This is a genomic window from Cupriavidus sp. MEYA8 (assembly GCF_059278825.1).
Window position 1 is genome coordinate 152,926 of record NZ_CM181221.1, and the last position, 25,576, is coordinate 178,501.

Sequence of the window (25,576 nt, forward strand, 5' to 3'; positions counted from 1 at the left end):
TACTTCCATGCGTTGCGTGACCCGTCTGCTTTCCTGCCTTGCCACGGTGCTGGCCTTGCTGCCGGCGCTGCCGGCGCCGGCGCAGACCGGGGCCGGTACCGGGCAGGCCACGCCGCGCATGCGTTTCACCGAGCAGGTGGTGATGCTGCCCAAGGCCGCGATACCGTCGCGCATCGACCTGGAAGCGACGGTGTTCAAGCCGCCGGGAGAAGGGCCGTTCCCGCTGGTGGTGATCAACCACGGCAAGGCGCCGGGCCGGCCTTTCATGCAGGGGCGCGCGCGCTTCGCGGCGCAGAGCGCCGAGTTCCTGCGCCGCGGCTACGCGGTGGTGCTGCCGATGCGGCAGGGTTTTGCGCGCTCGGGCGGCGCCTACGTGGGCGGCAGCTGCGACATCGAGGCCAACGGCATGATGCAGGCCGACGACGTGGTGGCCGCGCTCGACTACATGGCCACGCTGCCCTATATCGACATGGAGCGCATCGTGGTGATCGGGCAGTCGCACGGCGGGCTGACCACGATGGCCTTCAGCACCATCGGCTATCCCGGCGTGCGTGGCGTGGTCAACTTTGCCGGCGGGCTGCGCAACCTGAATTGCGCGGACTGGGAAGACCGGCTGGTCGACGCCTTCGCGAGCTATGGCAGCTCCGCGCGCTACCCGTCGCTGTGGGTGTACGGCGACAATGACAGCTACTGGCCGGTGCCATTGCCCGGCCGCATGTTCAACGCATACAAGGCGCAGGCCAAGGGAGAAGCGGCCAGGGCCTGGCTGGTCGACGTGGGCGACTTCGGCAACGACTCGCACCGGCTGTTCAGCGCGCGCGAAGGCATCCCGCTGTGGCTGCCCGAGGTCGCCGCATTTTTCCACTCGCTCGGCCTGCCGTTCGAGACCGGCTCCTGAGCCGCATCCGCCAATCATTCAGACATCCGCCAACGGAGCGAACCATGGAATTCACCACCCTCACCGTCAATATCGCCAACCACGTCGCCACCGTGACGCTGAACCGGCCCGACGTGCGCAATGCCTTCAACGAGACCGTGATCGCCGAAGTCACCGGCGCCTTCCGCGCGCTCGGCGACATGGACGAGGTGCGCGCCATCGTGCTGGCCGGCAATGGCCCGGCCTTCTGCGCAGGCGCCGACCTGAACTGGATGAAGAAGATGGCCGGCTACTCCGATGACCAGAACCGTGCCGATGCGCTGACGCTGGCGCAGATGCTGCATACGGTGTGGTCGTGCCCGCGCCCGGTGATCGCGCGCATTCAGGGCGACACCTATGCCGGCGGCATGGGGCTGGTTGCCGCGTGCGATATCGCGGTCGCCGCCGAGCACGCGCATTTCTGCCTGTCCGAGGCGCGCCTGGGGCTGCTGCCCGCCACCATCAGCCCCTACGTGATCCGCGCCATGGGCGAGCAGGCGGCGCGCCGCTACTTCATCACCGCCGAGCGCTTCGACTCGGCCGAGGCGCTGCGGCTCGGCTTCGTGCACGCGGTGGTTCCGGCCGAAGCGCTCGACGCCAAGGTGGCCGAGCTGGCGGCCGCGCTGGTCGGCAACAGCCCGAACGCCGTGCGCGAGAGCAAGCGCCTGGTGCAGGAAATCGCGGGGAGGATGATCGATGACGACCTGCTGGCGGATACGGCCGACCGGATCGCGAAGATCCGCGCGTCGGAGGAAGGGAAGGAAGGGGTGCGGTCGTTCCTGGAAAAGCGGTCGCCGTCGTGGCGGCCGGCCTGAGGCTTTAATCCAACCGAGTGTTTGCGCCCCTCTCCCGCGTGCGGGAGAGGGACGCCACGTTGCAGCACACCGGAAGCTTGCAGCTCCGAAAAAAAGCTCGCCGAATTTTGCGTGGAGATCGCGGCACGCTAAGCGCAAGACTGGTGCTTCATCCCGATAACATCCCCCAATTCCTGCCAAATCACCCCCAAATCAAGAAATTCGGCAACATTGCCAACCCCAAGGAGACATCCCTAACATGACCCTCCCAACCCGTCCGCCAACGTCGCGTACCCGGTCCAGCCGGCAGCGCCAGACACCCGGGCGGTCAACAAAGGAGGGCTACCTTGGATCACCTGTCCCTTTCCCCAGGCGGCGCGCAGTCGCTGGGCCAGCGCAGCCGCAACGCGGTCTGGCACCCCTGCACCCGCCTGCGCCCCGATGACGACGCCCTGCCGCTGGCGATCGTGCGCGGCGAAGGGCCGTGGCTGTTCGATGCCGACGGCCGCCGCTATTTCGACGCCACCAGCTCGTGGTGGGTCAACCTGTTCGGCCACGCCAACCCGCGCATCAACGCCGCGCTGGCGAGCCAGCTGGAGACGCTCGAGCATGTGATGCTCGCCGGCTGCACGCATGCACCCGCGGTGGAGCTGGCCGAGCGCCTGTCCGCGCTGAGCGGCGGCGCGCTCGGCAATGTGTTCTACGCCTCGGATGGCGCCTCGGCGGTCGAGATCGCGCTGAAGATGAGCTTCCACTACTGGCGCAACACCGGACTGCCGGCCAAGCGGGAGTTCGTCTGCCTGCGCAACGGCTACCACGGCGAGACCGTGGGCGCGCTCGCGGTGACCGACGTGGAGATCTTCCGCGACGCCTACGACTCGCTGATCCGCCGCGCCCACGTGGTGATGTCGCCCGACGCGCGCCAGGCCTTGCGCGGCGAATCGGCCGCCGACGTGGCCGCGCGCGCGCTGGCGGAGCTGGAAACGCTGCTGCGCGAGCGCGCCGGCCAGATCGCCGCGCTGATCGTCGAGCCGCTGGTGCAGGGCGCCGCCGGCATGGCGATGCATGACCCGTCCTACCTCGACGGCGCGCGCGCGCTGTGCGATCGCTACCGGATCCACCTGATCGCCGACGAGATCGCGGTCGGCTGCGGCCGCACCGGGACCTTCTTCGCATGGGAGCAGTCGCGCGGCGAAGCCGCGGCCGAGACGCCGCTGCCCGCGCATGCGTGGCCCGATTTCATGTGCCTGTCCAAGGGCATCAGCGGCGGCTACCTGCCGCTGTCGCTGGTGCTGTCTCGCCCGGAAATCCAGCGCGCCTTTGTTGCCGACGAGCTGGCGCGCAGCTTCCTGCATTCGCACTCATACACCGGCAACCCGCTCGCCTGCCGTGCCGCGCTGGCCACGCTCGACCTGTTCGAGCAGGACAACGTGATCGGGCAGAACCGCGAGCGCGCCCGCTGGCTGGCCGACGCGATGGCGCCGCTGGCCGCCGACGCGCGCCTGCAGCACGTGCGCCAGCGCGGCCTGGTCTGGGCCGCCGATGTGCGCGACGACGTGGCCGGCGCCGATTTCTCATCGCGCTTCCACCATGCCGCGCGCGCGCGCGAGCTGTTGGTGCGCCCCATCGGCAACACGCTGTACGTGCTGCCGCCCTATGTCTTCGATGCCGCGCAGGCAAGCTGGTTGGGCCAGCAATTGCTGGCCACGCTCGACGATGTCACCACCGGCGCGGAGGTCCGCCATGCTGCTTGAACAACTGAAACAGGCCGCCGCACAGCGCCAGCAACTGGCGCTGACGCGCCGCCGCCGCATCGCCCATACCGCGTGCGCGCCGCACCAGGCTGTGGGTGCCGCCGATGCGCAGCCACAGCCGCTGCTGACTTTCTGCAGCAACGATTACCTCGGACTGGCGAACCACCCGAAGGTGATCGCCGCGCTGGCGGAAGGCGCGCACCGCTACGGCGCCGGCAGCGGCGCTTCGCACCTGGTCAGCGGCCATTCGCTGGCGCATGCGCAGCTGGAGGAGGAACTGGCACGCTGGTTCGCGCCGCAAATCCCGCATGCGCAGACGCTGTATTTCTGCACCGGCTACATGGCCAACATGGCGGTGCTGACCGCGCTGGGCACGGCGGGCGCGACGCTGTTCTGCGAATCGCTCAACCATGCCTCGCTGATCGACGGCGCCCGGCTGGCGCGCGCCGACGTGCAGCGCTACCCGCATTGCGACACCGTCGCGCTGGAAGCGCTGCTGGCGGCGAGCACCAGCGAGCGCAAGCTGATCGTCACCGACAGCGTGTTCAGCATGGACGGCAACGTCGCGCCGCTGCGTGAGCTGCTGGCACTGGCGGAGCGCTACGACGCGTGGATCATCGTCGATGACGCGCATGGCTTCGGCGTGCTGGGCGAGCAGGGCCACGGCGTGCTGGAAGCGCTGGGGCTGTCGTCCGAGCGCTTTATCTACATCGGCACGCTCGGCAAGGCCGCCGGCGTGGCGGGCGCGTTCGTCGCCGCGCACGAGACCGTGATCGAGCACCTGGTCAACACCGCGCGGCCATACATCTACACCACGGCCGCGCCGCCGGCGGTAGCGCATGCGCTGCTGGCCAGCCTGGCGATCATCGAAGGCGAGGAAGGCCGGCAACGCCGCGCGCAACTGGCGCGCTGCATCGCGCTGCTGCGCGAAGGCCTGGCGCGGCTGGCGGCCAGCGCGGGTTGGTCGCTGGGCGAGAGCCAGACCGCGATCCAGCCGCTGATCATCGGCGATAACGCCGCGTCGCTGGCGCTGTCGGCCGCGCTGGAAGCCGGCGGCATCCGCGTCGGCGCGATCCGGCCGCCGACCGTGCCGGAAGGCACCGCGCGGCTGCGCATCACGCTGTGCGCCGCGCACGACGAGGCCGATGTGCAACGGCTGCTCGACGCGCTGTCCGAGGCGATGCCGCGCAAGGAGGCTGCATGACCGCGCCGCGCAATTTCGCCTGCTTCGTCACCGGTACTGATACCGGCGTCGGCAAGACCCACGCCAGCGCCACGCTGCTGCATGCGTTGAAGGGCGCCGGCTACCGCAGCGCGGGCATGAAGCCCGTCGCCAGCGGCAGCGAATGGCGCGATGGCCACTGGCACAACGACGACGTGGCGCAGCTGCGCGCCGCCAGTTCGGTGACGGTGCCGCTCGGCCATACCTGTCCGTTCCTGCTGCGCACACCGTGCTCGCCGCATCTGGCCGCGGCGCGGGAAGGGGTGCGCATCACCCGCGCACCGATCCGCGCTGCCTTCGACGCGCTGCGCCGGCAGGCCGACGCTGTGGTGGTGGAGGGCGTGGGCGGCTTCCACGTCCCGCTGGATGCCGGCGCGGTGCGCTGGAGCACCGCCGACCTGGCCGTGATGCTGGGCCTGCCGGTGGTGATGGTGGTCGGCATCCGCCTCGGCTGCCTCAACCACGCCGTGCTGACCGCCGAAGCGATCCGCGCGCGCGGCCTGGTGCTGGCCGGCTGGATCGCCAACCGCGTCGACCCCGACCTGCTGCTCGCCGACGAGAACATCGCCACGCTGCATGCATCGCTGGACGCGCCGTGCCTGGTCGAGTTGCCGTGGCAACTCGACCCCGCCGCCTCAGCAGGGCGCCTCGACCTCGCGCCGCTGTTCGCCGCCACCGCCAGATCCCGGGCCGAGGCCGCCGGCCTCGCCGCCTGAACCACAATCCGACTGAAAACAACATGACCCAAGCCCACACCGTTACCACCATCTCCGCCGAATCGCTGCGCCAGACTGCCCGCCAGCATGCATTGCCCGACGACGCCAAATGGCGCGTCGACGACGTTGCCGCGCTGTTCGCGCTGCCGTTCAACGACTTGCTGTTCCGCGCCCAGCAGGTGCATCGCGAGAATTTCGACGCCAACACCGTGCAGCTCTCGACGCTGCTGTCGATCAAGACCGGCGGCTGCGAAGAGGATTGCGGCTACTGCCCGCAAAGCGCGCACCATGACGCCGGCGTCAAGGCCGAGAAACTGATGGCGCTGGACGAGGTGCTCGACGCCGCGCGCGCCGCCAAGGCCAACGGCGCCACGCGTTTCTGCATGGGCGCCGCCTGGCGCAGCCCCAAGGACCGCCACCTCGAGCCGGTGATGGACATGGTGCGCGAGGTCAAGGCGATGGGCCTGGAGACCTGCGTCACGCTGGGCATGCTCAAGGCCGAGCAGGCGCAGCAGCTAAAGGAAGCCGGGCTGGACTACTACAACCACAACCTGGATACCTCGCCCGAGTTCTACGGCAAGATCATCACCACGCGCACCTACCAGGACCGGCTCGACACCATCGGCCATGTGCGCGACGCCGGCATCAACGTCTGCTGCGGCGGCATCGTCGGCATGGGCGAATCGCGCGAGGCGCGCGCCGGCCTGATCGCGCAGCTGGCCAACATGGACCCGTACCCGGAGTCGGTGCCCATCAACAACCTGGTCCAGGTCGAAGGCACGCCGCTGGCCGGCACCGAGGCGCTGGACCCGTTCGAATTCGTCCGCACCATCGCGGTGGCCCGCATCACCATGCCCGGAGCGATGGTGCGCCTGTCGGCCGGCCGGGAAGCCATGGACGAGGCGCTGCAGGCGCTGTGCTTCATGGCCGGCGCCAATTCCATCTTCTACGGCGAAAAGCTGCTGACCACCGGCAACCCGCAGGCAGATCGCGACCGCGCCCTGCTGGCCCGGCTCGACATCCGCGCGGAGGGTTACGCGGGGTAGTTGAGCGGGATGGTCTCGCGGCAAGGTTACGTGAGATAGCGACGCGGAATTAACCCATTGGACACCTCCCCGCCGTAAGATGCCGATAACGGCATAACAAGGAGGGAGCCATGTTCAGCAAGATCCTGATTGCCAACCGCGGCGAGATCGCCTGCCGCGTGGCCGCCACCTGCCGCCGGCTCGGCATCCGCACCGTCGCGGTGTACTCGGATGCCGACGCCGATGCCCGCCACGTCGCCTTCTGCGACGAGGCCGTCCATATCGGCGGCGCCGCCGCGCGCGACAGCTACCTGCGCGCCGACCACATCATCGAGATGGCGAAGGAGACCGGCGCCCAGGCGATCCACCCGGGCTACGGCTTCCTGTCCGAGAACGAAGCCTTCGCCGAGGCCTGCGCCGCGGCGGGGCTGGTCTTTATCGGCCCGCCGGCCTCCGCGATCCACGCGATGGGCAGCAAGAGCGCGGCCAAGCAGCTGATGGAAAAGGCGTCGGTGCCGCTGGTGCCCGGCTACCACGGCGAAGACCAGGACCCGGCGCTGCTGCGCCGCGAGGCCGATCGCATCGGCTACCCGGTGCTGCTCAAGGCCAGCGCGGGCGGCGGCGGCAAGGGCATGCGCGTGGTCGAGTCGGGCGATGGCTTCGAGGCCGCGCTGGCGTCGGTCAAGCGCGAGGCCAGCGCCAGCTTCGGCGACGACAAGGTGCTGGTCGAGAAGTACCTGACGCGCCCGCGCCATATCGAGATCCAGGTATTTGCCGACACCCACGGCAACTGCGTCTACCTGTTCGAGCGCGACTGCTCGGTGCAGCGCCGGCACCAGAAGGTGCTGGAAGAGGCGCCCGCGCCGGGCATGACCGAAGAACGCCGCCGCGCCATGGGCGAAGCGGCAGTCGCCGCGGCCAAGGCGGTGGGCTATGTCGGCGCCGGCACCGTGGAATTCATCGCCGATTATTCCAACGGCGAGGACGGCTCCTTCTACTTCATGGAGATGAACACGCGCCTGCAGGTCGAGCATCCGGTCACCGAGATGATCACCGGACAGGACCTGGTCGAATGGCAACTGCGCGTCGCCGCCGGCGAGCCGCTGCCGCTGACGCAGCAGCAACTGCGCATCGACGGCCACGCGCTGGAGGCGCGCATCTACGCCGAGAACCCCGACAAGCAGTTCCTGCCCTCCACCGGCACGCTGCGCTTCCTGCGCACGCCGCCGGCGGTGCAGTTCATGCGCGGCGAGGACGCCCATGGCCCGGCGGGCATCCGCATCGATGCCGGCGTGCGCGAGGGCGACACCATCAGCCCGTACTACGACCCGATGATCGCCAAGCTGATCGTCTGGGGCAAGGACCGGGACGAGGCGCTGGCGCGGATGCGGCAGGCGCTGGCGGCGTATCACGTGGTCGGACTGTCGACCAACGTGGCGTTCCTGCAGCGGCTGGTCAAGTCCGAAGCGTTCCGCACTGCTGATCTGGACACGGGGCTGATCGATCGCAACGAGAAGACCCTGTTCCCGCCGCCGGCCCCGGTCGGCATGGAGATCATCGCGCTGGCGGTCGCCGCGCTGCTGGACCGCGAGGCGCGCGAACTGCGCATCGACGCCGCCGATCCGCACTCGCCGTGGACCCACGGCGGGGCATGGCGGCTCAATGGCGGCGTTTCGCGCCAGCTGCGCTTCGGCTACGGCGACCATGTGCTCGACGTGACGCTGAACACCAATGCGCGCGGCAGCACGCTGATCTATGCCGACCAGGCCGCGCCCTTCGCCAGCACCTGCCAGGCCGACGACCTGCGCGTCAACCTCGGCACCCGCCGTGCGCATGGGCAGGTGCACTGCGACCGCGAGACCTTCCATGTGTTCTATGGCGGGCGGCATGTCGCGCTGGCGTGGCTCGACCCGCTGGCCCACGCCGGCGAGGCCGAAGGCGAGGGCGGCAAGCTGACCGCGCCGATGCCGGGCAAGGTCATCGCGGTGATGGTCGAGCCCGGCAGCACGGTCACGCGCGGCACGCCGCTGCTGGTGATGGAAGCAATGAAGATGGAGCACACCATCAGCGCGCCGGCCGACGGCGTGGTCAGCGAAGTGCTCTATCGTGTCGGCGAGCAGGTGGCCGAAGGGGCGCAGCTGCTGGCGTTCGAGGGCAAGTAAGGGGCGCGTACGGTCCGGGTCCGGCCCGAAGCCTGACCCGGATCGCATTCCTCTGCCAAAATAGCCTTCTGGGTATCTGCTCACCCGTCGTTCCCGCCTGCGCGGGAATGACAGTCGATGCGCGCCCCGCAATATCCCCTGGAGACAAGATGAAGTTGCAGTTGTACGTCCCCGACGGCCGCTATGAGCCGTGGGTCGAAGGCTTTGCCGAAGCCCTGCCCGAAGCCGAATGCGTGACCTGGGAGGGCAGCCGGGGCGAGCCAGCCGACTACGCCGTGGTCTGGCGCCCGCCGGTGGAAATGCTGCGCGGCCGCACCGACCTGAAGGCGGTCTTCAACCTCGGCGCCGGCGTCGACGGCATCCTGCGGCTGCGCGACGAGGCACCCGATGCGCTGCCCGCAGGCGTGCCGATCGTGCGGCTGGACGATGCCGGCATGGCCGCGCAGATGGCCGAGTACGTCACCGCCGCCGTGCTGCGCTATTTCCGCAAGCTCGACGCCTACGAGGCGCAGGAACGCGCCGGCAACTGGAAATTCCTCAAGCCGCATCGCCGCGCCGACTTCACCATCGGCGTGATGGGCGTGGGCACGCTCGGCACCCATATCGCCCGCACGCTGGCCAGCTTCGGCTTCCCGGTGCGCGGCTGGAGCCGCACCGCGCGCGCGATCGAAGGCGTCAGCGGCTTCTATGGCGATGCGGGCCAGGCGCCGTTCCTGGACGGCCTGCGCGTGCTGGTCAATGTGCTGCCGCTGACCCCGCAAACCGAGAGCATCCTGAACACCGGCCTGTTCGCGCGGCTGGCGCAGGGCGCCTATGTGATCAACGTGGCGCGTGGCCAGCACCTGGTCGAGGAAGACCTGCTGGCCGCAGTGCAGTCGGGCCAGGTTGCGGGCGCCACGCTCGACGTGTTCCGCACCGAGCCGCTGCCGGCGGATCATCCGTTCTGGCAGGAGCCGCGCATCACGGTGACGCCGCATATTTCGGCGCTGACCCTGCGCGAGGACAGCATCGCCCAGATCGCCGGCAAGATCCGCGCGCTGCGCGCGGGCCAGCCGATTGCCGGCGTGGTCGACCTGCAGCGCGGGTACTGAGCGCCGCGGCACCCCACAACGAAGAACAGACAGCGAAGAACAGACAGGAGACGGCCATGACCATCCCGAACTACGTGAAGATCGTCGAAGTCGGCCCGCGCGACGGCCTGCAGAATGAAAAGGCCATGGTGCCGACCGACGTCAAGGTCGCGCTGGTCAACCAGCTGACCGACGCCGGCTTCGTCAATATCGAGGCCGCCTCGTTCGTCTCGCCCAAGTGGGTGCCGCAGATGGCCGATGGCGCGGATGTGATGGCCCGCATCCAGCGCCGGCCCGGCACGCTGTACTCGGTGCTGACGCCGAACATGAAGGGCTTCGAGGGCGCCATTGCCGCCGGCGCCGACGAGGTGGTGATCTTCGGCGCCGCCAGCGAGGCGTTCTCGCAGAAGAACATCAACTGCTCGATCGCCGAGTCGATCCGGCGCTTCGAACCGGTCGCCGCCGCGGCAAAAGAGAAGGGCGTGCGCCTGCGCGGCAGCATCTCGTGCGCGCTGGGCTGCCCGTACCAGGGCGAGGTCCCGGTCAGCGCCGTGGTCGACGTGGTGCGCCGCATGCGCGAGCTGGGCTGCGACGAGATCGATATCGCCGACACCATCGGCGTGGGCACGCCGGTGCGCGTGCAGGAAGTGATGCGCGCCGCCGCCGCGGAGTTCGCGCTGGACCGGCTCTCGGGGCATTTCCACGATACCTACGGCCAGGCGCTGTCCAATATCCTGGCCAGCCTGGAAGTGGGCATCGCGATCTTCCACGCCTCGGTCGCCGGGCTGGGCGGCTGCCCGTATGCCAAGGGCGCGACCGGCAACGTGGCCACCGAAGACGTGCTGTACATGCTGCACGGCATGGGCATCCATACCGGCATCGACCTGGAAGCGGTGGTGCGCACCGGCGACTACATCTCGCAGGCGATCGGCCGCGCCAACAGCTCGCGCGTGGGCCGGGCGCTGCTGACCAAGTGGGCCGCCGCCAGCGATGCGGCGCCGGCCTGCGCCTGAGTCCAGAAACAAGGAGAACCCATGACGGCAAGTAACGAAGCGCTGCCCGAATCCGCGCAGCGCGTGGCGGACCTGCTGGCCGGACTCGGCCACGACCGCCCGGTGGTGATGCTGCCCGCCACCGGCAAGACCTCCGCCGAAGCCGCGGCGGGGCTGGGCTGCAGCGTGGCGGAGATCGCCAAGTCGATCATCTTCCGCCGCGTCGAGGACGATGCGCCGGTGCTCGTGATCGCCAGCGGCAGCAACCGCGTCGACGAGGCCAAGGTGGCCGCCCGCGTTGGTGCGCTGGGCAAGGCCGATGCGCGCTTCGTGCGCGAGAAGACCGGCTATGCCATCGGCGGCGTCTGCCCGATCGGCCATGCGGTCGCGCCGGTGATGCTGCTCGACCAGGACCTGTTCCGCTACGACAGCCTGTGGGCCGCCGCCGGCCATCCGCATGCGGTGTTCAACCTGACGCCGCAGCAGCTGCAGCAGATGACCGGCGCGGAGGTTGCCGACGTGGCCGCCGGAGCGCCGGCATGAGCCCCGAGCTACGTCCGGGGCTGACCTTCAGCTGGCAATACACGGTGCCGCCCAAGGCCACCGTGCCGCGCCTGTACGACGATATTCCCTGCTGCCCGGAGATGCCCGACGTGCTGGCCACCGGCTACCTGGTCGGCATCATGGAATGCGCCTGCCTGCAGATGCTGCGCAAGCACCTGGACTGGCCGCGCGAGCAGTCGCTCGGCACGCTGGTCAGCTTCTCGCACCTGGCGCCGACGCCGCCGGGCATGACGGTGACGGTCAAGGGCCAGCTGGTCGAGGTGGACGGCCGCCGCCTGCGCTTCGAACTGAGCGCCTGGGATGGCGAGGACAAGATTTCCGAGGGCGTGCACGAGCGCCACATGATCGACGCGGGCCGCTTCAACGAGAAGGTGGCGGCCAAGGCGGCGCGGCAGCACAAACATGCCTGAAGCGCGCGCGGCAGCCACGCTTGCGGCATTGGCCGCGGAGCTTGCCGCGCAGGCCGCCCGGCTGGAATCGCCGGTGCCCTCGCCGTGCCGCAACGTCTGCCGCATGGACGCCGCCAGCGGCTACTGCGAGGGCTGCCTGCGCACCATCGAAGAGATCGCCGGCTGGTCATCGGCCAGCGACGAAGACAAGCGCCGCATCTGGGCGCAACTGCCCCGGCGCGCCGCCTGGCTGGCGGGCGAGGAGACACCCCCTTGAGCGAAGCATCGATGCCCGCGTTGCCCGCATTGCCCGACACCATGCGCGTGTTCGAGCGCGGCTGGCTGTCGGCCAACAACATCCTGTTCGTCGATGGCGACGAGACCGCGCTGGTGGACACCGGCTACGTCACGCATGCGCCCCAGACCGTGGCGCTGGTCGCTTCCGCGCTGCAGGGACGGCCGCTGGTGCGCATCCTCAACACCCACCTGCATTCGGACCATTGCGGCGGCAATGCCGCGCTGCAGGCACGCTGGCAGCCGCGTACCGCGATTCCCGCAGCCGAAGCCGCGGCCGTGGCCGCGTGGGATACCGAGGCGCTCACCTACCGTGCCACCGGACAGCAGTGCGACCGCTTCGGCTTCGACAGCGTGCTGCACGATGGCGATGCGGTGACGCTGGGCGGCATCGACTGGCAGGTGGTGGCCGCGCCAGGCCATGACCCGCATGCGGTGATGCTGTTCGCACCGGGGCCGCGCATCCTGATTTCCGGCGATGCGTTGTGGGAGAACGGCTTCGGCGTGATCTTTCCCGAGCTGGATGGCGAGAGCGGCTTCACCGAGCAGGCGGCCGTGCTGGCGCGCATCGCGGAGCTCGATGCGCGGCTGGTGATTCCCGGTCACGGGCCCATGTTTACCGACGTCGATGCCGCGGTCGAGCGCGCGACCGCGCGGCTGCGTCACCTCAGCGCCGATCCCGCGCGCAATGCCAGCCACGCGGTCAAGGTGCTGGTGAAGTTCAAGCTGCTGGAGCAGCAGCGGATGGCGCAGGCGGAGCTGGCGCGGTGGATGGCGGAGGCGCCGTTGATGGTGCGGATTCGCGACCGGTTCATGCCGGGGCAGGAGATGGCCGGGATTTCCGCGCAGACGGTGCGGGCGCTGGTGGGAGCGGGCGCGTTGGCGGTGGAGGGGGAGTGGGTGGTGAATCGGGATTGAGGTGGTTGCAGGGCTTGCGCGATGGGAAGCGCCAGCCCTCTCCCCGGCCCCTCTCCCGCTTGCGGGAGAGGGGCCGGGGGATAGGACCGGCGTCTCAACGAAGTCGCGCCAGCCGCTAAGCCGCCACGCGGCCTCAAAACGACGTCCTGAACCCCACCTTCACACTCCTGCCAGCCAGCGGCGCGATATCCCGCAGGATCGACGTCGCATTGCGCGCATCCTGGTTGGTAAGGTTATCCCCGCGCAGGTACACCAGCGTCTGCGTCCCGGCCACCTTGAACTTGTAGGTCAACGCCAGGCTTAGCAGCGTATATGCATCGGTCGGTGTGTCGTTGCTCGGCACGCGCGTCTGCTTGGCCGCGTACGTGACATCCACGCGCGCGCCCCACGGCCCCGCGCCATACACCAGCGCACCGCCCAGGCGCAGCGGTGCCAGCCGCGGCAGCGGCTCGCCGGTGTCGCGGTTCTCGCCACGCACGTAGTCGGCGCGCGCCTCGAAATCCAGCGTGTCGCTGGTGGTCAGCATCTTCTGCAGCAGCCGTGTCTTGCCCTCGGCCTCGAAGCCGTACAGCGTGGCCGGCACCCCCAGGTACTGGAACTCCGGCAGCGAATCCGGGCTGCCCGGGGCGACCACGTCGCCGGCCTCGTCGCGCGCGCGGCCCGTGGCCGACAGCGCCAGGTAATTGGCAAAGCGGCTGTAGTAGCCCGACACGCCCGCGCTGTGCGCCCCCGACTTGAAGCGCACGCCCAGGTCGATCGAGGTGGCGCGCTCCTTGTTGGCGTTGGGGTCGCCCAGCTCCCACGAGCCGGTGGCCACGTGCGGGCCGTTGGCGTACAGCTCGTAGAAGGTCGGCGCGCGTTCCGTGTAGGACAGGTTGCTGGTCAGCGACCACGCCGGGTTGACCTTGTACAGCAGGCCGGCCGAGGCGCTGGTGGCGTTGAAGCTGCGGTTGGCGTCGGCAAAGCGGTCGTTGCCGTTGGCGCTGGCCTTGATGCTGCTGTGGTCGAGCCGGCCGCCGAAGTTGAGCTTGAGGTCGCCCGACGCGGTCAGCGGCAGTTCCTCGAACAGGAACAGCGCGGCGTTGTCGGTATTGGTGCTCGGCACGAACGCTTCTTCGCCCAGCGCCGAGAAGTCGGTATGCCCGAACTGCGTGCCGATCACCCCCGTCATGTTGCCGATCTTCGCGTGCCTGGCCTCGAAGCGCGCGTCCCAGCCGCGGTTCTTGAAGATCGTGCCGGTCTCGCCGCCCTCGATCTCCTTGTGCTCATAGTCGGTGTACCCGAACTTGCCCTTGACCGATTCGATCCAGCCGCCGGTGGTGCCGGCAAGGTTGCGCGCCTCGCCTTCCAGCGCGAAGCGGTCCTGCTTCATCTTCAGCCGCACGTCGTCCTCGGCGGGCGTGCCGTAGTCATTGCGGTAGGCGCTGTAGTTGGCGCCGACAAAGCCATCGGCCCAGGTGTAGGAGCCGCCCAGCGAGCCCCCCTGCTGATCGGCGCTGGTGTTGGGCAGGCGGCCGTAGGCCTCGCTTTCACCCTCGGGCAGGGGCTCGGCGGCGCGCAGGCGGTCGCTGCGGGCGTAGCCGGGGATGCGCAGGTCGCTGGTCTTGCGCGCGAACGCGTCGGCATGGACCGCGAACTGGCCGTTGCCGGCCTCGATCAGCGCGCTGGCATTGCGGGCCTGGTCGCCGCCGATGGTGCCGCTGGCATCCACGGCGCCGCCTACGCCTTCGATCGGCTCCTTGGGGATGCGGTTGTCGATCACGTTGACCACGCCGCCAATGGCATTGCCGCCGTACATCAGTGCGGCCGGGCCGCGCACCACCTCGATGCGCTCGGCCACCAGCGGATCCAGCGCCACCGCGTGGTCATAGGACAGGGTCGAAGCGTCGACGGTGCTGCCGCCGTTCTGCAGCACCTTGATGCGGTCGCCGTCCAGGCCACGGATCACCGGGCGGCTGGCATTGGGGCCGAAGTACGTCGATGACACGCCGGGCAGCTTGTCGAGCGTCTCGCCCAGTGTGCTGGCCTGGCGCACGGCCAGCGCGTCGCCGCCCAGCGTCGAGACCGGCGCGACCATGTCGTTCAGTTCGCTGCCGAGCGGGTTGGCGGTGACGACGACTTCGCGCAGCGTGCCGGTAGCAGTGGCGGTGGCAGGAGCGGTTTCGGCGGTGGCCGCAGGCGTGGCGGTCTGCGCGTGCGCGGGCGCTGCCAGGGCAGCGAGCGAGGCGGTCAGGGAGGCGGCAATGGCCGCGAGCGGGGTCAGGCGAGGGGCGCTGTTTTTCGTGCAGTTCTGTTTGGACATGGCGCGCGTAACGAAGCAGTGGCAATCAGCCCCGGGCTGGGCACGGCTGCATGGCGTGGCGTGGCGCGAGCCGCCCCGTATGGGACGGCCGCACCAGGCGGGCGGCAGGCGTTCAGCTCAGGAAAATTCGAAAGCCGGGCACGCGGCGATGGCCGCGTCCCGGATCAGGCGAGGGCGATGGCCGGCGCCGGTGGCGCGCGCGAATGGAAGGGGTGGGCGGCGGGCAGGTCGGGCCAGCGCCAGGCGAGGTTGGCAGGCTTGACCGGCTTGCCGAAGGCGAGCCGCGGCAGCGGCAGCTTGCCGCACAGCGTGTCGGCCACCGTGGCGCCGTCGAACAGCACGCAGGAGTGGCCGCTGAATTTCTGCGTCAGTGGATGGGAATCGGTATCGGCGTTGGTCGCGTCGGCCTCGGCCGGCGTGACCGACGTGACCGACGCGGCTGCGCTGGTCCCCGGCAGCCCGCCGTGCACGATGCGGTGGGTCAGCCCGGCATGCTGCGCCAGCAGCAGGCATAGCGCCAGCCACAGCGCGAGCCACAAGCCCGGGCCGTGCGCGCGCAGGCGGGTGAACCAGTCAGTGCGCATGGGGATGGTGCGGCGCGCCGCAGCCGCAATCGTCGCCATGGTCATGATCGTGGCCGTGGTCGTGTTCGTGGTCCTCGTCCAGCTCGTCGACCCACGCCGGGAACGGATCTGCGTAGTCCGCCCACGCCTGCGTGCCTGCCGCCATCTCGGCATCGTCCAGCAGGCAGGCATCGAGCCGCGCCGCCAGCGCGGCAGCGTCCAGGTCCAAGCCGATCAGCACCAGCTCCTGGCGGCGGTCGCCAAACGGTGCCGGCGCGCCGTCGACCTGCATGTCGGCCTCGATCCCGGCACGGTCGGCGTCATCGGTCGGCCATGCGGCCGGGTCCAGCGCAGACCACCAGGCGCCGGCGCCGCCGTGGCGGCATACGCCGCCGGCCTGGTTCCAGTCGCCGGCGGTGTCCATGCGGCTGGCCAGCCAGAACAGGCCCTTGGAGCGCAGCACGCTGCCTTGTTCGCGCAGCCATTCGGTATGGATCAGGTCGGCAAAGCGCTGTGGATGGAACGGGCGGCGGCGCCGGTACACCAGCGTCGACACGCCGCTGTCCGGCTCCGGCGCCGTGCCCTGCAGGGCAGCCAGCCAGCCGGGAGCATCCGCGGCGGCGGCGAAGTCAAAGCGGCCGGTGCCGGACACCCGCTGCGGCGGCACGCTGCCGAAGCTGGCCTCGACGATCTCGGCGCGCGGGTTCAGCGCATGCAGCACCGCGCGCAGCCGCGCCAGCTCGCCGGCACTGGCGAGGTCGGCCTTGTTCAGCACGATGACGTCGCAGAACTCGACCTGCGCGGCCAGCACTTCCGCGACGGTGCGGTCGTCTTCCGGGCCCTGCGCCAGGCCGCGGTCGGCCAGGAAATCGGCTTCGTTGAGGTCGGCGAGGAAGGTGGCCGCGTCGACCACTGTCACCAGCGTGTCGGGCTGCAGCGCGGCATCGGGGCCGGCGCCGTGCTCGGCCTCGAACAGGAAGCCCTCGGCGATGGCGAGCGGGTCGTCCCGGCCATCGGCCTCGACCAGCAGCGCATCAAAGCGCCCTTGCGCGGCCAGCCGCGCGGCTTCGGCCATCAGCGTGCCGGCATCCGGCAGCACGGTGGCCTCGCAGCCGGGCGGTAGCGGCGCCAGCGTCTGGCCATCCTGCGCGCCGCAGACCAGCACGGCCACGCGCCCGCCGGCGCCTTGCGCAAGCAGGTGGTTCAGCAGCGTGGTCTTGCCGGCGCCGGTAAAGCCGGACAGCACGGTGACAGGCAGGCGATCAGCCATGGCAGGAGAGCGGAAAGGTGGCGAACCGGCGGCGCAAGCAGGGATTGCAAGCAGGGACTGCAAGCAGGGGCCGCAAACAGGCGCGCACCCGGTTGTTGCAACAAAGTTGCGAATTTACCAGAAAGCCCCGGCCGGCGACAGCGGGACGATTCTCATCATGGTAGGCCGTGGCCGGGCCACGACAAGTGCAGCGGTGCCCCGCGCTTGACCACCAATGCAAACGGCCCGGATAAACCGGGCCGTCGTGTCGCGGCTGCGCCGGCCAGGCAGGCCGGCTCAGTTGCCGGGCTTCAGTCCCCGAACAGCTTCTGGCGCAGTTCGCGGCGCTGCTGGGCTTCCAGCGACAGCGTCGCGGTGGGCCGGGCCAGCAGGCGCGGAACGCCGATCGGCTCGCCGGTTTCCTCGCACCAGCCGTAGTCGCCGGACTCGATGCGCTGCAGCGACTGCTCGACCTTCTTCAGCAGCTTGCGCTCGCGGTCGCGCGTGCGCAGTTCCAGCGCATGCTCTTCCTCGATGGTGGCGCGGTCGGCCGGATCCGGCACGATGACGGTTTCGCGCAGGTGTTCCGTGGTCTGGTCAGCGTTCTTCAGGATTTCGTCACGCAGCTGCTCAAGGCGATTCTTGAAGAAGGCGAGCTGCGCCTCGTTCATGTAATCCTTGTCGCTCATCTTCAGGATTTCAGCTTCAGTCAGAAGTTTGTTGCTGCTCATGGTTGCTGCTGATTCTCTTGTTGAGGCGGCCGGCGGCGTCTGGGTCCGCTCGGATTCGCTGTCCGTGCGCTTGCGCGCCACGGTCGTTTCACTCTGGCTGGCTGCAGTCTTGCTGCTTCGCGGGCCTCCCTTCGTTGCGCCCGCTTCGGCGTTCGCCGTACTGCCGCGGGGAGCGGGCGCGGCCTTCACAGGCTGCGCCTTGAGCGTCTCTGCCGCTGCACTACCTGTCTTGCTGCGGCTTTCTTTCGTCTTCGTTGCGGCTGTCATGGGACACCTCTCTCTCGCGTCAGTCAGTGACGGCGCGCGCCGAGGTACCCCTAGCGGAAAGGCGGTCTCCGCACGAAGCACTGCGACCGCACCTGCCCGGCGGCCTGCCTCATGCTGACGACGACCGCCGCCCTGCGGCCCGCCTGTTCAGCGGACCATACCGGCGGCGGAAAAAAGGTGCGCCACCGGTATCAAATCCGGCCTATTGTACTTGAACAAATTTTTCCGAGATACGGGGGAAAGCCAGCCAGCACTTCGGTATTTCCCCGGTACCCCGAACGGGGGTGGCCGTGAACGGTGTCCGAAGGTAGGGACCGCGCATGCGGCGGTCCGTGCACTCAGGCCAGGCAGTTCTCCAGGCCCTTGAGGATGGCGTCCCGCGGCAGGTCCACGCCGATAAATACCATCTTGGTGCCCGGCGTCTCGTCTTCCCACTTGGCGCCGATATCGCTGCCCATCAACTGGTGGACGCCCTGGAACACGACTTTCCGGTCCACGCCCTCCATATATAGTACGCCCTTGTAGCGCAGCAGTTTCTCCCCGTACACCGCCAGGATCCCCGACAGGAATTCCTCCAGCTTGCCGTAGTGGAAGGGCTTTTCGCTGCGGAAGACGAACGACGCGATGCGGTCGGTATGGTGGTGGTGATGGTGGTGGTCGTGCCCGTGGCCATGGTGGTGGTCGTGGTCATGGCCGCAGTCGGTGCCGCAATGCTCGCCGTGCTCGTGGTCATGATCGTGGTCATGCTCGTCGGCGCGCAGGAATTCTGGGTCAAGCTCCAGCTTCTCGTTCAGGTTGAAGCCGCGCAGGTCGAAGATGGTGTCGATCGGCGTCTCGCCGAAATGGGCGGGGCGGATCGGCGCGCGCGGGTTCATGTGCAGCAGGCGGTGGCGCAGCTCGGCCACGTCGCCCTCGCTGACCAGGTCGGACTTGGTGATGAAGATGGCATCGGCAAAGCCCACCTGGCGCTGCGCCTCTTCCTGCTTGTCCAGCTGCAGGTGCGCGTGCTTGGCATCGACCAGCGTGATCACCGCGTCGAGCAGGTAGCGCGAGGCGATTTCCTCGTCCATGAAGAAGGTCTGCGCCACCGGGCCCGGGTTGGCCACGCCGGTGGTCTCGATCACCACGCGGTCGAAGTCGATCTCGCCGGCGTCGCGGCGCGTCAGCAGTTCTGACAGCGCCTGCACCAGGTCACCGCGGATGGTGCAGCAGATGCAGCCGTTGCTCATCTGCACGATCTGTTCGCGGCCGTCCTGCACCAGGATCTCGTTGTCGATGTTTTCCTCGCCGAACTCGTTCTCGATCACGGCGATCTTCATGCCGTGCTGCTCGTTCAGGATGCGCTTGAGCAGGGTGGTCTTGCCGCTGCCGAGGAAGCCGGTCAGGATCGTGACCGGGGTCAGTTTGGACATTTGTTGTTCTCCGGGAAATGAGAGTGCCGGTCAGTGGGCGGCGGGCGTACGCTTGCCGCACTCGGCGCAGACGCCGTTCACGGTCAGTTCGACATGTTCGATGGCAAAGCCGCTGGGCACGCGCGGCGCGGCCGGCTGGGCCGGGGCGCTGGCGTCGTCCAGGCAGAAAGTGCGGTCGCAGCGGGTGCAGTGGAAATGGCTGTGCTGGCGGTGTTCCTGCGCGCGCGCGGCCTCGTGCTCGACCAGGCTGAAGCGGAACACGCGGTCGTTGCCGGCGCGCTTCTGCGCCACGCCTTGCTCCACCAGCCAGTCCAGCACGCGGTACACGGTGACGCGGTCGATGGTCTCGCCCTGCTCGGGCAGGTGGTCGATCACGGCCTGGTGGGTCAGCGCTTCGTCGCTGCCGATCAGGCAGGCCAGGATGCACAGCCGCGGCTGCGTCACGCGCGCGCCCAGTTGGCGCAGGCGCTCGTGGGCGGCTTCAAGGATGGCGGGCGCCGGTCCAGGGGCCGGCCCGTCCGGGCTAATGCGGGTCATGGGCCGATTTAACCATAGGCCCACGGTTGATGCAATTCAGTTGCAACGGTCCGTGGATGCGCCCGGTAGTCCCCGGTAGTCACGGGCGGCGCCGAGGGCGGGGTTTGCGCCTATGATCGACAAGCGACCCAGGAGCGGAGACAAGCCATGCTGAACGACGCCAGCGCGCTGCTGTTCCCTAATTTCGAGCCCTTCCGGCACCGCATCGGCGAGGTCGAGATCGCCGGCGTGCAGGGCGGCTCCGGCCCGCCGCTGCTGCTGTTGCACGGCCATCCGCAAAGCCACCTGATCTGGCACCGGGTGGCGCCAACGCTGGCCGACCACTTCACCGTGATCGCCACCGACCTGCGCGGCTACGGCAGCAGTTCGGCGCCGCCGGGCAACGCCGGGCATGAGCACTACAGCAAGCGCGCCATGGCGCAGGACCAGGTCGGGCTGATGGCGAAGTTCGGTTTCACGCGCTTTGCGCTGTGCGGCCACGACCGCGGCGCGCGCGTGGCGCACCGGCTCTGCGCCGACCACCCCGAAACCGTGAGCCGTGCCATGCTGCTCGACATCGCGCCCACGCTGGCCATGTACGAGCGCACCAGCATGGCCTTTGCCGCGGCCTACTGGCACTGGTTCTTCCTGATCCAGCCCGCGCCGTTCCCCGAGACGCTGATCAACGCCGAGCCCGAGTTCTACCTGCAGAAGCTGGTCGGCCTGCGCCACGCCGGCCCGAGCCCGTTCGCCCCGGACGCGATGGCCGCCTACGTGGCGGCCATGCGCGACCCGGCGCGGGTGCACGCCATGTGCGAGGACTACCGCGCCGCCGCCACCATCGACCTTGAGCACGACCGCGCCGACCGCGAGGCCGGACGCCGGCTGGCGCTGCCACTGCGCGTGCTGTGGGGCGAGCACGGTGTGGTGGCGCGCTGCTTCGAGCCGCTCGGGCTGTGGCAGGAGGTAGCCGCCGATGTCAGCGGCAAGGCGCTGCCGTGCGGGCACTACCTCCCGGAAGAAGCCCCCGAACCGCTACTTGAGGAAATGCTCGGTTTTTTCCGTTGAGCAGCGCCACATGTCGCAAAAGCGTGCCTTTGCGGCCGATCCCTGCCTGTTTTCCGGATTTCCCGCCATATGCCGCGGATTGCAGGCGGGTTAGCCCCTATACCTGCGCATTGTCTGGAGTTGCTAACATCATCCCCCGCCCTTGTGGTTTACCGCAGGGGCAGCGGCGCCAGCCGGTCATGGTCCAAGCGCGGCTAGTGAGACCGCGCCAGAGCGCCCCCGCACGAGCAGGGGCCAAGCCGGCGGCAATGCATTGCAAGACGGGTATTGAAGGAACCAGGAGAAGAGAGCATGAAACGAGTGGCAAAGACGATCGCGGCCGCGCTGGCAGTCAGCGCGATGGGCGTGGCGGCAGGCGCGTACGCGCAGGAATTCCCGGGCGGCAAGCCCATTTCGGCCGTGGTGCCGTTCTCGGCGGGCGGCCCGACCGACAAGCTCTCGCGCGAACTGACCGCGATCATGTCCAAGCACCTGGGCGCGACCATCGTGATCGAAAACCTGGGCGGCGCCGGTGGCACCATCGGTGCCAAGAAGGTGGTCCAGGCCAAGAACGACGGCCACACCGTGCTGATCCACCATATCGGCATGGCCACGGCCCCGGCGCTGTACCGCAACCTGGGCTTCGATCCGCTGAAGGACTTCGAGATGGTCGGTGAAATCGCCGACGTGCCGATGATCCTGGTCGGCAACAAGCAGCTGCCGCCGAACAGCTTCAAGGAACTGCTGCCGTACATCAAGGCCAACGCCGCCAAGCTGTCGCTGGCCAACGCCGGCATCGGCTCGGCCTCGCACCTGTGCGGCCTGCTGTTCCAGAGCGCGATCCAGACCGAGCTGACCACCGTGCCGTACAAGGGCGCGGCGCCGGCGCTGACGGATATCCTGGGCGGCCAGGTCAACCTGCTGTGCGACCAGACCACCAACCTGGCCGGCCACCTGAAGGCCCACTCGGTCAAGCCGTACGCAGCCATGCAGGCGCGTCGCGTGGAGGCGTTCAAGGACGTCCCGACGGCAGCCGAACAGGGCATGCCTAACGTGGAAGTGAAGGTCTGGCACGCCATGTACGCGCCCAAGGGCACGCCCAAGCCGGTGATCGACAAGCTGTCGGCCGCCCTGCAGAAGGCCGTGGCCGACCCGGCGTTCCGCGCCAAGATGGCCGAGCTGGGCGCCGAAGCGGTGCCGGCACAGCGCGCCACGCCGGAATCGCTGCGCACCAACCTGACCGCCGAAATCAACAAGTGGACCCCGGTGATCAAGAAGGCCGGCGTATATGCCGACTGAGCCGACTGAGCGGATTGCCAGGGCGCATCGCTTGAAGTGATGCGCCGGGCGCCATGGAAGGGCCATGCGGCAACGCATGGCCCTTTTTGCATCTGGGGGGAGGCGCACGAGGTGCAGCGGCAGGCCCGCGCCCGGCGTCCTATAGTGGTCAGACGCCCGCGCGGCGCGCCGCCTGTGTGGCCCGGCGCACGAAAGGGCTTGAAACGGCCGGGGGCGTCGCCAACTACGGTCGTGACATATTCACGGAAGCCACCATGGAACAGTATCACGGCACTACCATCGTCAGCGTTCGCCGCGGCAACCAGGTCGCACTTGGCGGTGATGGCCAGGTCACTCTCGGCAATATCGTGATGAAGGGCACCGCACGCAAGGTGCGCCGCATCTACAACGGCAAGGTGCTGGTCGGGTTTGCCGGCAGCACGGCCGATGCTTTCTCGCTGCTCGACCGCTTCGAAGCCAAGCTGGAAAAGTACCAGGGCAACCTGACCCGCGCCGCGGTCGACCTGGCCAAGGACTGGCGTTCGGACCGCGCGCTGCGCCGGCTGGAAGCCATGCTGATCACCGCCGACCGCGACACCACGCTGGTCATCACCGGCAACGGCGACGTGCTCGACCCCGAGGGCGGCATCGCCGCGATCGGCTCGGGCGGCGCGTATGCGCAGTCGGCCGCGAAGGCGCTGATGGAGAACACCGAGATGGCGCCGAAGGACGTGGTCGAGAAAGCGCTGACCATCGCCGGCGAGCTCTGCATCTACACCAATACCAACTTCGTCATCGAGACGCTGGAATAAGCGAAGGCGGCAACGCGCGCCCTACTGAACGGATACCATGTCGCACACCATGACCCCGTCGGAAATCGTTTCCGAACTCGACAAGCACATCATCGGCCAGGACAAGGCCAAGAAGGCCGTGGCGGTGGCGCTGCGCAACCGCTGGCGCCGCCAGCAGGTGGCCGAGCCGCTGCGCCAGGAAATCACGCCCAAGAACATCCTGATGATCGGCCCGACCGGCGTCGGCAAGACCGAGATCGCGCGCCGCCTGGCCAAGCTGGCCGACGCGCCGTTCATCAAGATTGAAGCGACCAAGTTTACCGAGGTGGGCTATGTCGGCCGCGACGTCGACACCATCGTGCGCGACCTCGCCGAGATGGCGATCAAGCAGACGCGCGAATCCGAGATGAAGAAGGTGCGCACCAAGGCCGAGGACGCGGCCGAGGACCGCCTGCTCGACGTCCTGCTGCCGCCGCCGCGCGATATCGGCTTCTCGCAGCCGGAAGAGAAGGATTCCAACACGCGCCAGGTGTTCCGCAAGAAGCTGCGCGAGGGCCAGCTGGACGACAAGGAAATCGAGCTGGAACTCGCCGCCGGCGTGCCGAGCATGGACATCATGGGCCCGCCGGGCATGGAGGACATGACCGAGCAGATCCGCTCGATGTTCGCCGGCCTGGGCCAGGGCAAGAAGGCGCGCCGCAAGATGAAGGTGAAGGAAGCCTTCAAGCTGCTGGTCGACGAAGAGGCCGCCAAGCTGGTCAATGACGAGGAGCTCAAGCACAAGGCCATCGCCAATGTGGAGCAGAACGGCATCGTATTCCTGGACGAGATCGACAAGATCGCCAGCCGCAGCGAAATCGGCGGCGGCGAGGTGTCGCGCCAGGGCGTGCAGCGCGACCTGCTGCCGCTGGTGGAAGGCACCACGGTGAACACCAAGTACGGCATGATCAAGACCGACCATATCCTGTTCATTGCCTCGGGCGCGTTCCATCTGTCCAAGCCGAGCGACCTGATCCCCGAACTGCAGGGCCGCTTTCCGATCCGCGTGGAACTGGAGTCGCTGTCGGTGCAGGACTTCGAGGCCATCCTGACGCAGACCGATGCCAGCCTGACCAAGCAGTACCAGGCGCTGCTGAACACCGAAGAGGTCAACCTGGTGTTCGCGCCGGACGGCATCCGCCGACTTGCCGAGATCGCGTTCTCGGTCAACGAGAAGGTCGAGAACATCGGTGCGCGCCGTCTGTACACGGTGATGGAGCGGCTGCTGGAGGACCTGTCCTTCCACGCCACCAAGTCGTCGGGCGAGACCGTGACGATCGACGCGGCCTATGTCGACCAGCGCCTCGGCGACCTGGCCGGCAACGAAGACTTGTCGCGCTACGTGCTGTAAGCGGGCACGCAGGGCCGGAACAAGAAGGGCGCATCACGATGCGCCCTTTTTTTGTCGGGTCGCGGCTGGAATTTGTTGTCAGTACGTATCCGCCTGCCACATCGCGGTAAGCATCGTAAGCATTGGTAAGCACACTGGCGCACCCGCGCGCGGCAATGAGACCCTTGCGCACCTTGACGGTCGATTGACCGGTGCGGGAGCCACCGCATCCCACTCAAACCACTGCCAGGAGAAACCAATGGTCAACTACAAGACCCGCCGCGTGGTGCTTGCCACCGGAGGCTTGCTGGCCGCACTGGCCGCGGCCACGGCATTCCTTTGCATCCGTCCCGCCGTGCCTGCCGTGCAGACAGCCGAAGTCACGCAGGCCAAACCGGCCACACCTGCTGCACAGGCCAGCGCGCGCGGCGCCGCCAAGGCCGCGGCCGCCACGCTGGCGCTTGAAGCCGGCGCGCTGTTCTCGCTGTCGGACCGGCATGCGGGCGATGCCATGCGCATCGTCGCGCAGGGCGATACTGCCGAGTCCAGCGAAGGGCTGGACTGGGAACACGTGCAGCTGCGCCTGTAAGCGCGGCAGCCGCAATCCGGTTTCCCTACCCTTCTACCGCGACACCGGCCGCTTCCCCAGCTTGCGCTGCAAGGTACGCCGGTGCATGTTCAGCGCCCGCGCCGTGGCGGAGATATTGCCGCCATGCTCGGCCAGCACGCGCTGGATATGTTCCCACTCGAGCCGCGCCACCGACAGCGGCACCGGCTCTTCCAGCGCGGCCTGCGCCGCGTCTTCCGACACCCCCGCCATCAGCGCAGTCAGGATCGAATCGACATTGGCCGGCTTGGCCAGGTACTCGTCCGCGCCTTGCTTGACCGCCGCCACCGCGGTGGCGATGCTGGCATAGCCGGTCAGGATCAGGATGCGCGCGTCCGGCAGCGCCTGGCGCAGCGGCGCGACCAGCTGCAGGCCGGATTCGGCCGGCGCGGTGCTGCCGGCCTCGGGCGGCGGCTCAAGGTGCAGGTCGAGCGTGACGTAGGCAAAGTCGGTTCGGCCCGCCAGCGCCAGCGCGGTGCGGCCGTCATGGGCCACTTGCACGGCGTAGCCGCGGCGCATGAGCGCGCGTGCCAGCGTGCCGGCAAAGACTTCGTCGTCGTCGATGACGAGGAACGAAGTGCCCGCCGGCGCGGTGGCTTCGGGAACCGGTTGGAAGGTGTCGGTCATG

Annotated in this window: 25 protein-coding genes; 18 read left to right on the plus strand and 7 right to left on the minus strand. The window is 68.7% G+C overall.

Annotation, left to right across the window (positions count from 1 at the left end; translation table 11 throughout):
* The first annotated feature begins 7 nt into the window (after positions 1-7).
* The 13 genes from AC5WJ1_RS00690 to AC5WJ1_RS00750 all read left to right on the plus strand — a co-directional run bounded on the left by AC5WJ1_RS00690 (position 8) and on the right by AC5WJ1_RS00750 (position 12,816).
* The gene (locus tag AC5WJ1_RS00690) at positions 8-898 is read left to right on the plus strand and encodes a dienelactone hydrolase family protein (RefSeq protein ID WP_133098113.1); all 891 of its coding nucleotides are present in this window, start codon (positions 8-10) and stop codon (positions 896-898) included.
* Between the two features lie 44 nt (positions 899-942).
* Positions 943-1,731 (plus strand): enoyl-CoA hydratase/isomerase family protein, encoded by a 789-nt coding sequence (locus AC5WJ1_RS00695; RefSeq protein WP_133098114.1) that lies wholly within the window; start codon positions 943-945, stop codon positions 1,729-1,731.
* 326 nt (positions 1,732-2,057) lie between these two features.
* On the plus strand, positions 2,058-3,464 hold the full coding sequence (gene bioA / locus AC5WJ1_RS00700) for an adenosylmethionine--8-amino-7-oxononanoate transaminase (RefSeq protein WP_494476297.1): 1,407 nt from the start codon (positions 2,058-2,060) through the stop codon (positions 3,462-3,464).
* Entirely contained in the window at positions 3,454-4,668 is a 1,215-nt protein-coding gene (gene bioF / locus AC5WJ1_RS00705; protein WP_494476298.1) for an 8-amino-7-oxononanoate synthase, read from the plus strand. The genes bioA and bioF overlap by 11 nt, the downstream gene beginning before the upstream one ends.
* Entirely contained in the window at positions 4,665-5,402 is a 738-nt protein-coding gene (bioD, locus tag AC5WJ1_RS00710) for a dethiobiotin synthase (protein WP_494476299.1), read from the plus strand. Before bioF ends, bioD begins: the two co-directional genes overlap by 4 nt.
* Before the next feature lie 23 nt (positions 5,403-5,425).
* Positions 5,426-6,448, plus strand: coding sequence for a biotin synthase BioB (gene bioB, locus AC5WJ1_RS00715; RefSeq protein WP_133098118.1), 1,023 nt, complete (start codon positions 5,426-5,428; stop codon positions 6,446-6,448).
* A gap of 110 nt (positions 6,449-6,558) precedes the next feature.
* On the plus strand, positions 6,559-8,589 hold the full coding sequence (locus AC5WJ1_RS00720) for an acetyl/propionyl/methylcrotonyl-CoA carboxylase subunit alpha (protein ID WP_135704198.1): 2,031 nt from the start codon (positions 6,559-6,561) through the stop codon (positions 8,587-8,589).
* Between the two features lie 149 nt (positions 8,590-8,738).
* The gene (locus AC5WJ1_RS00725; RefSeq protein WP_133098123.1) at positions 8,739-9,680 is read left to right on the plus strand and encodes a 2-hydroxyacid dehydrogenase; all 942 of its coding nucleotides are present in this window, start codon (positions 8,739-8,741) and stop codon (positions 9,678-9,680) included.
* A gap of 56 nt (positions 9,681-9,736) precedes the next feature.
* Positions 9,737-10,672, plus strand: a complete 936-nt coding sequence (locus AC5WJ1_RS00730) for a hydroxymethylglutaryl-CoA lyase (RefSeq protein WP_133098124.1) — start codon at positions 9,737-9,739, stop codon at positions 10,670-10,672.
* 21 nt (positions 10,673-10,693) lie between these two features.
* A complete protein-coding gene (locus tag AC5WJ1_RS00735) occupies positions 10,694-11,194 on the plus strand; it encodes a YbaK/EbsC family protein (RefSeq protein ID WP_029047310.1) in 501 nt (166 codons plus the stop codon).
* Positions 11,191-11,625 carry a thioesterase family protein gene (locus tag AC5WJ1_RS00740; RefSeq protein WP_133098125.1) on the plus strand — a complete coding sequence of 145 codons (435 nt, stop codon included), beginning with the start codon at positions 11,191-11,193 and terminating at the stop codon, positions 11,623-11,625. The genes AC5WJ1_RS00735 and AC5WJ1_RS00740 overlap by 4 nt, the downstream gene beginning before the upstream one ends.
* The gene (locus AC5WJ1_RS00745; protein WP_133098126.1) at positions 11,618-11,881 is read left to right on the plus strand and encodes a DUF1289 domain-containing protein; all 264 of its coding nucleotides are present in this window, start codon (positions 11,618-11,620) and stop codon (positions 11,879-11,881) included. Before AC5WJ1_RS00740 ends, AC5WJ1_RS00745 begins: the two co-directional genes overlap by 8 nt.
* An 11-nt stretch (positions 11,882-11,892) precedes the next feature.
* Positions 11,893-12,816 (plus strand): MBL fold metallo-hydrolase, encoded by a 924-nt coding sequence (locus AC5WJ1_RS00750; protein ID WP_133098202.1) that lies wholly within the window; start codon positions 11,893-11,895, stop codon positions 12,814-12,816.
* 133 nt (positions 12,817-12,949) lie between these two features.
* On the opposite strand, the gene AC5WJ1_RS00755 is transcribed toward AC5WJ1_RS00750, so the two are convergent.
* The 6 genes from AC5WJ1_RS00755 to AC5WJ1_RS00780 form a co-directional block, all read right to left on the minus strand.
* Positions 12,950-15,118, minus strand: coding sequence for a TonB-dependent receptor (locus AC5WJ1_RS00755; protein WP_133098127.1), 2,169 nt, complete (start codon positions 15,116-15,118; stop codon positions 12,950-12,952).
* A gap of 164 nt (positions 15,119-15,282) precedes the next feature.
* Positions 15,283-15,747: a hypothetical protein gene (locus AC5WJ1_RS00760; protein WP_494476300.1), complete on the minus strand. Its 465-nt coding sequence runs from the start codon at positions 15,745-15,747 to the stop codon at positions 15,283-15,285.
* Entirely contained in the window at positions 15,692-16,951 is a 1,260-nt protein-coding gene (locus tag AC5WJ1_RS00765) for a CobW family GTP-binding protein (protein ID WP_494476301.1), read from the minus strand. Before AC5WJ1_RS00765 ends, AC5WJ1_RS00760 begins: the two co-directional genes overlap by 56 nt.
* Before the next feature lie 290 nt (positions 16,952-17,241).
* Positions 17,242-17,928: an RNA polymerase-binding protein DksA gene (gene dksA, locus AC5WJ1_RS00770; protein WP_239477827.1), complete on the minus strand. Its 687-nt coding sequence runs from the start codon at positions 17,926-17,928 to the stop codon at positions 17,242-17,244.
* Positions 17,929-18,266: 338 nt separating this feature from the next.
* Complete coding sequence (locus AC5WJ1_RS00775; RefSeq protein ID WP_135704204.1) at positions 18,267-19,340, minus strand: CobW family GTP-binding protein; 1,074 nt, start codon at positions 19,338-19,340, stop codon at positions 18,267-18,269.
* 30 nt (positions 19,341-19,370) lie between these two features.
* On the minus strand, positions 19,371-19,877 hold the full coding sequence (locus AC5WJ1_RS00780; RefSeq protein ID WP_133098131.1) for a Fur family transcriptional regulator: 507 nt from the start codon (positions 19,875-19,877) through the stop codon (positions 19,371-19,373).
* A gap of 147 nt (positions 19,878-20,024) precedes the next feature.
* On the opposite strand from AC5WJ1_RS00780, the gene AC5WJ1_RS00785 reads away from it, so the two are divergent.
* The 5 genes from AC5WJ1_RS00785 (at position 20,025) to AC5WJ1_RS00805 (ending at position 24,930) form a co-directional block, all read left to right on the plus strand.
* Positions 20,025-20,924 (plus strand): alpha/beta fold hydrolase, encoded by a 900-nt coding sequence (locus AC5WJ1_RS00785; protein WP_133098132.1) that lies wholly within the window; start codon positions 20,025-20,027, stop codon positions 20,922-20,924.
* Positions 20,925-21,215: 291 nt separating this feature from the next.
* Positions 21,216-22,202, plus strand: coding sequence for a tripartite tricarboxylate transporter substrate-binding protein (locus tag AC5WJ1_RS00790; protein ID WP_135704206.1), 987 nt, complete (start codon positions 21,216-21,218; stop codon positions 22,200-22,202).
* Between the two features lie 254 nt (positions 22,203-22,456).
* Positions 22,457-22,993 (plus strand): ATP-dependent protease subunit HslV, encoded by a 537-nt coding sequence (hslV, locus tag AC5WJ1_RS00795; RefSeq protein WP_012351483.1) that lies wholly within the window; start codon positions 22,457-22,459, stop codon positions 22,991-22,993.
* Positions 22,994-23,030: 37 nt separating this feature from the next.
* Positions 23,031-24,362 carry an ATP-dependent protease ATPase subunit HslU gene (hslU, locus tag AC5WJ1_RS00800; protein WP_133098134.1) on the plus strand — a complete coding sequence of 444 codons (1,332 nt, stop codon included), beginning with the start codon at positions 23,031-23,033 and terminating at the stop codon, positions 24,360-24,362.
* 238 nt (positions 24,363-24,600) lie between these two features.
* A complete protein-coding gene (locus AC5WJ1_RS00805; protein ID WP_195428583.1) occupies positions 24,601-24,930 on the plus strand; it encodes a hypothetical protein in 330 nt (109 codons plus the stop codon).
* Positions 24,931-24,963: 33 nt separating this feature from the next.
* On the opposite strand, the gene AC5WJ1_RS00810 is transcribed toward AC5WJ1_RS00805, so the two are convergent.
* The gene (locus AC5WJ1_RS00810) at positions 24,964-25,575 is read right to left on the minus strand and encodes a response regulator transcription factor (RefSeq protein WP_133098136.1); all 612 of its coding nucleotides are present in this window, start codon (positions 25,573-25,575) and stop codon (positions 24,964-24,966) included.
* Between the last annotated feature and the right edge of the window lies 1 nt (position 25,576).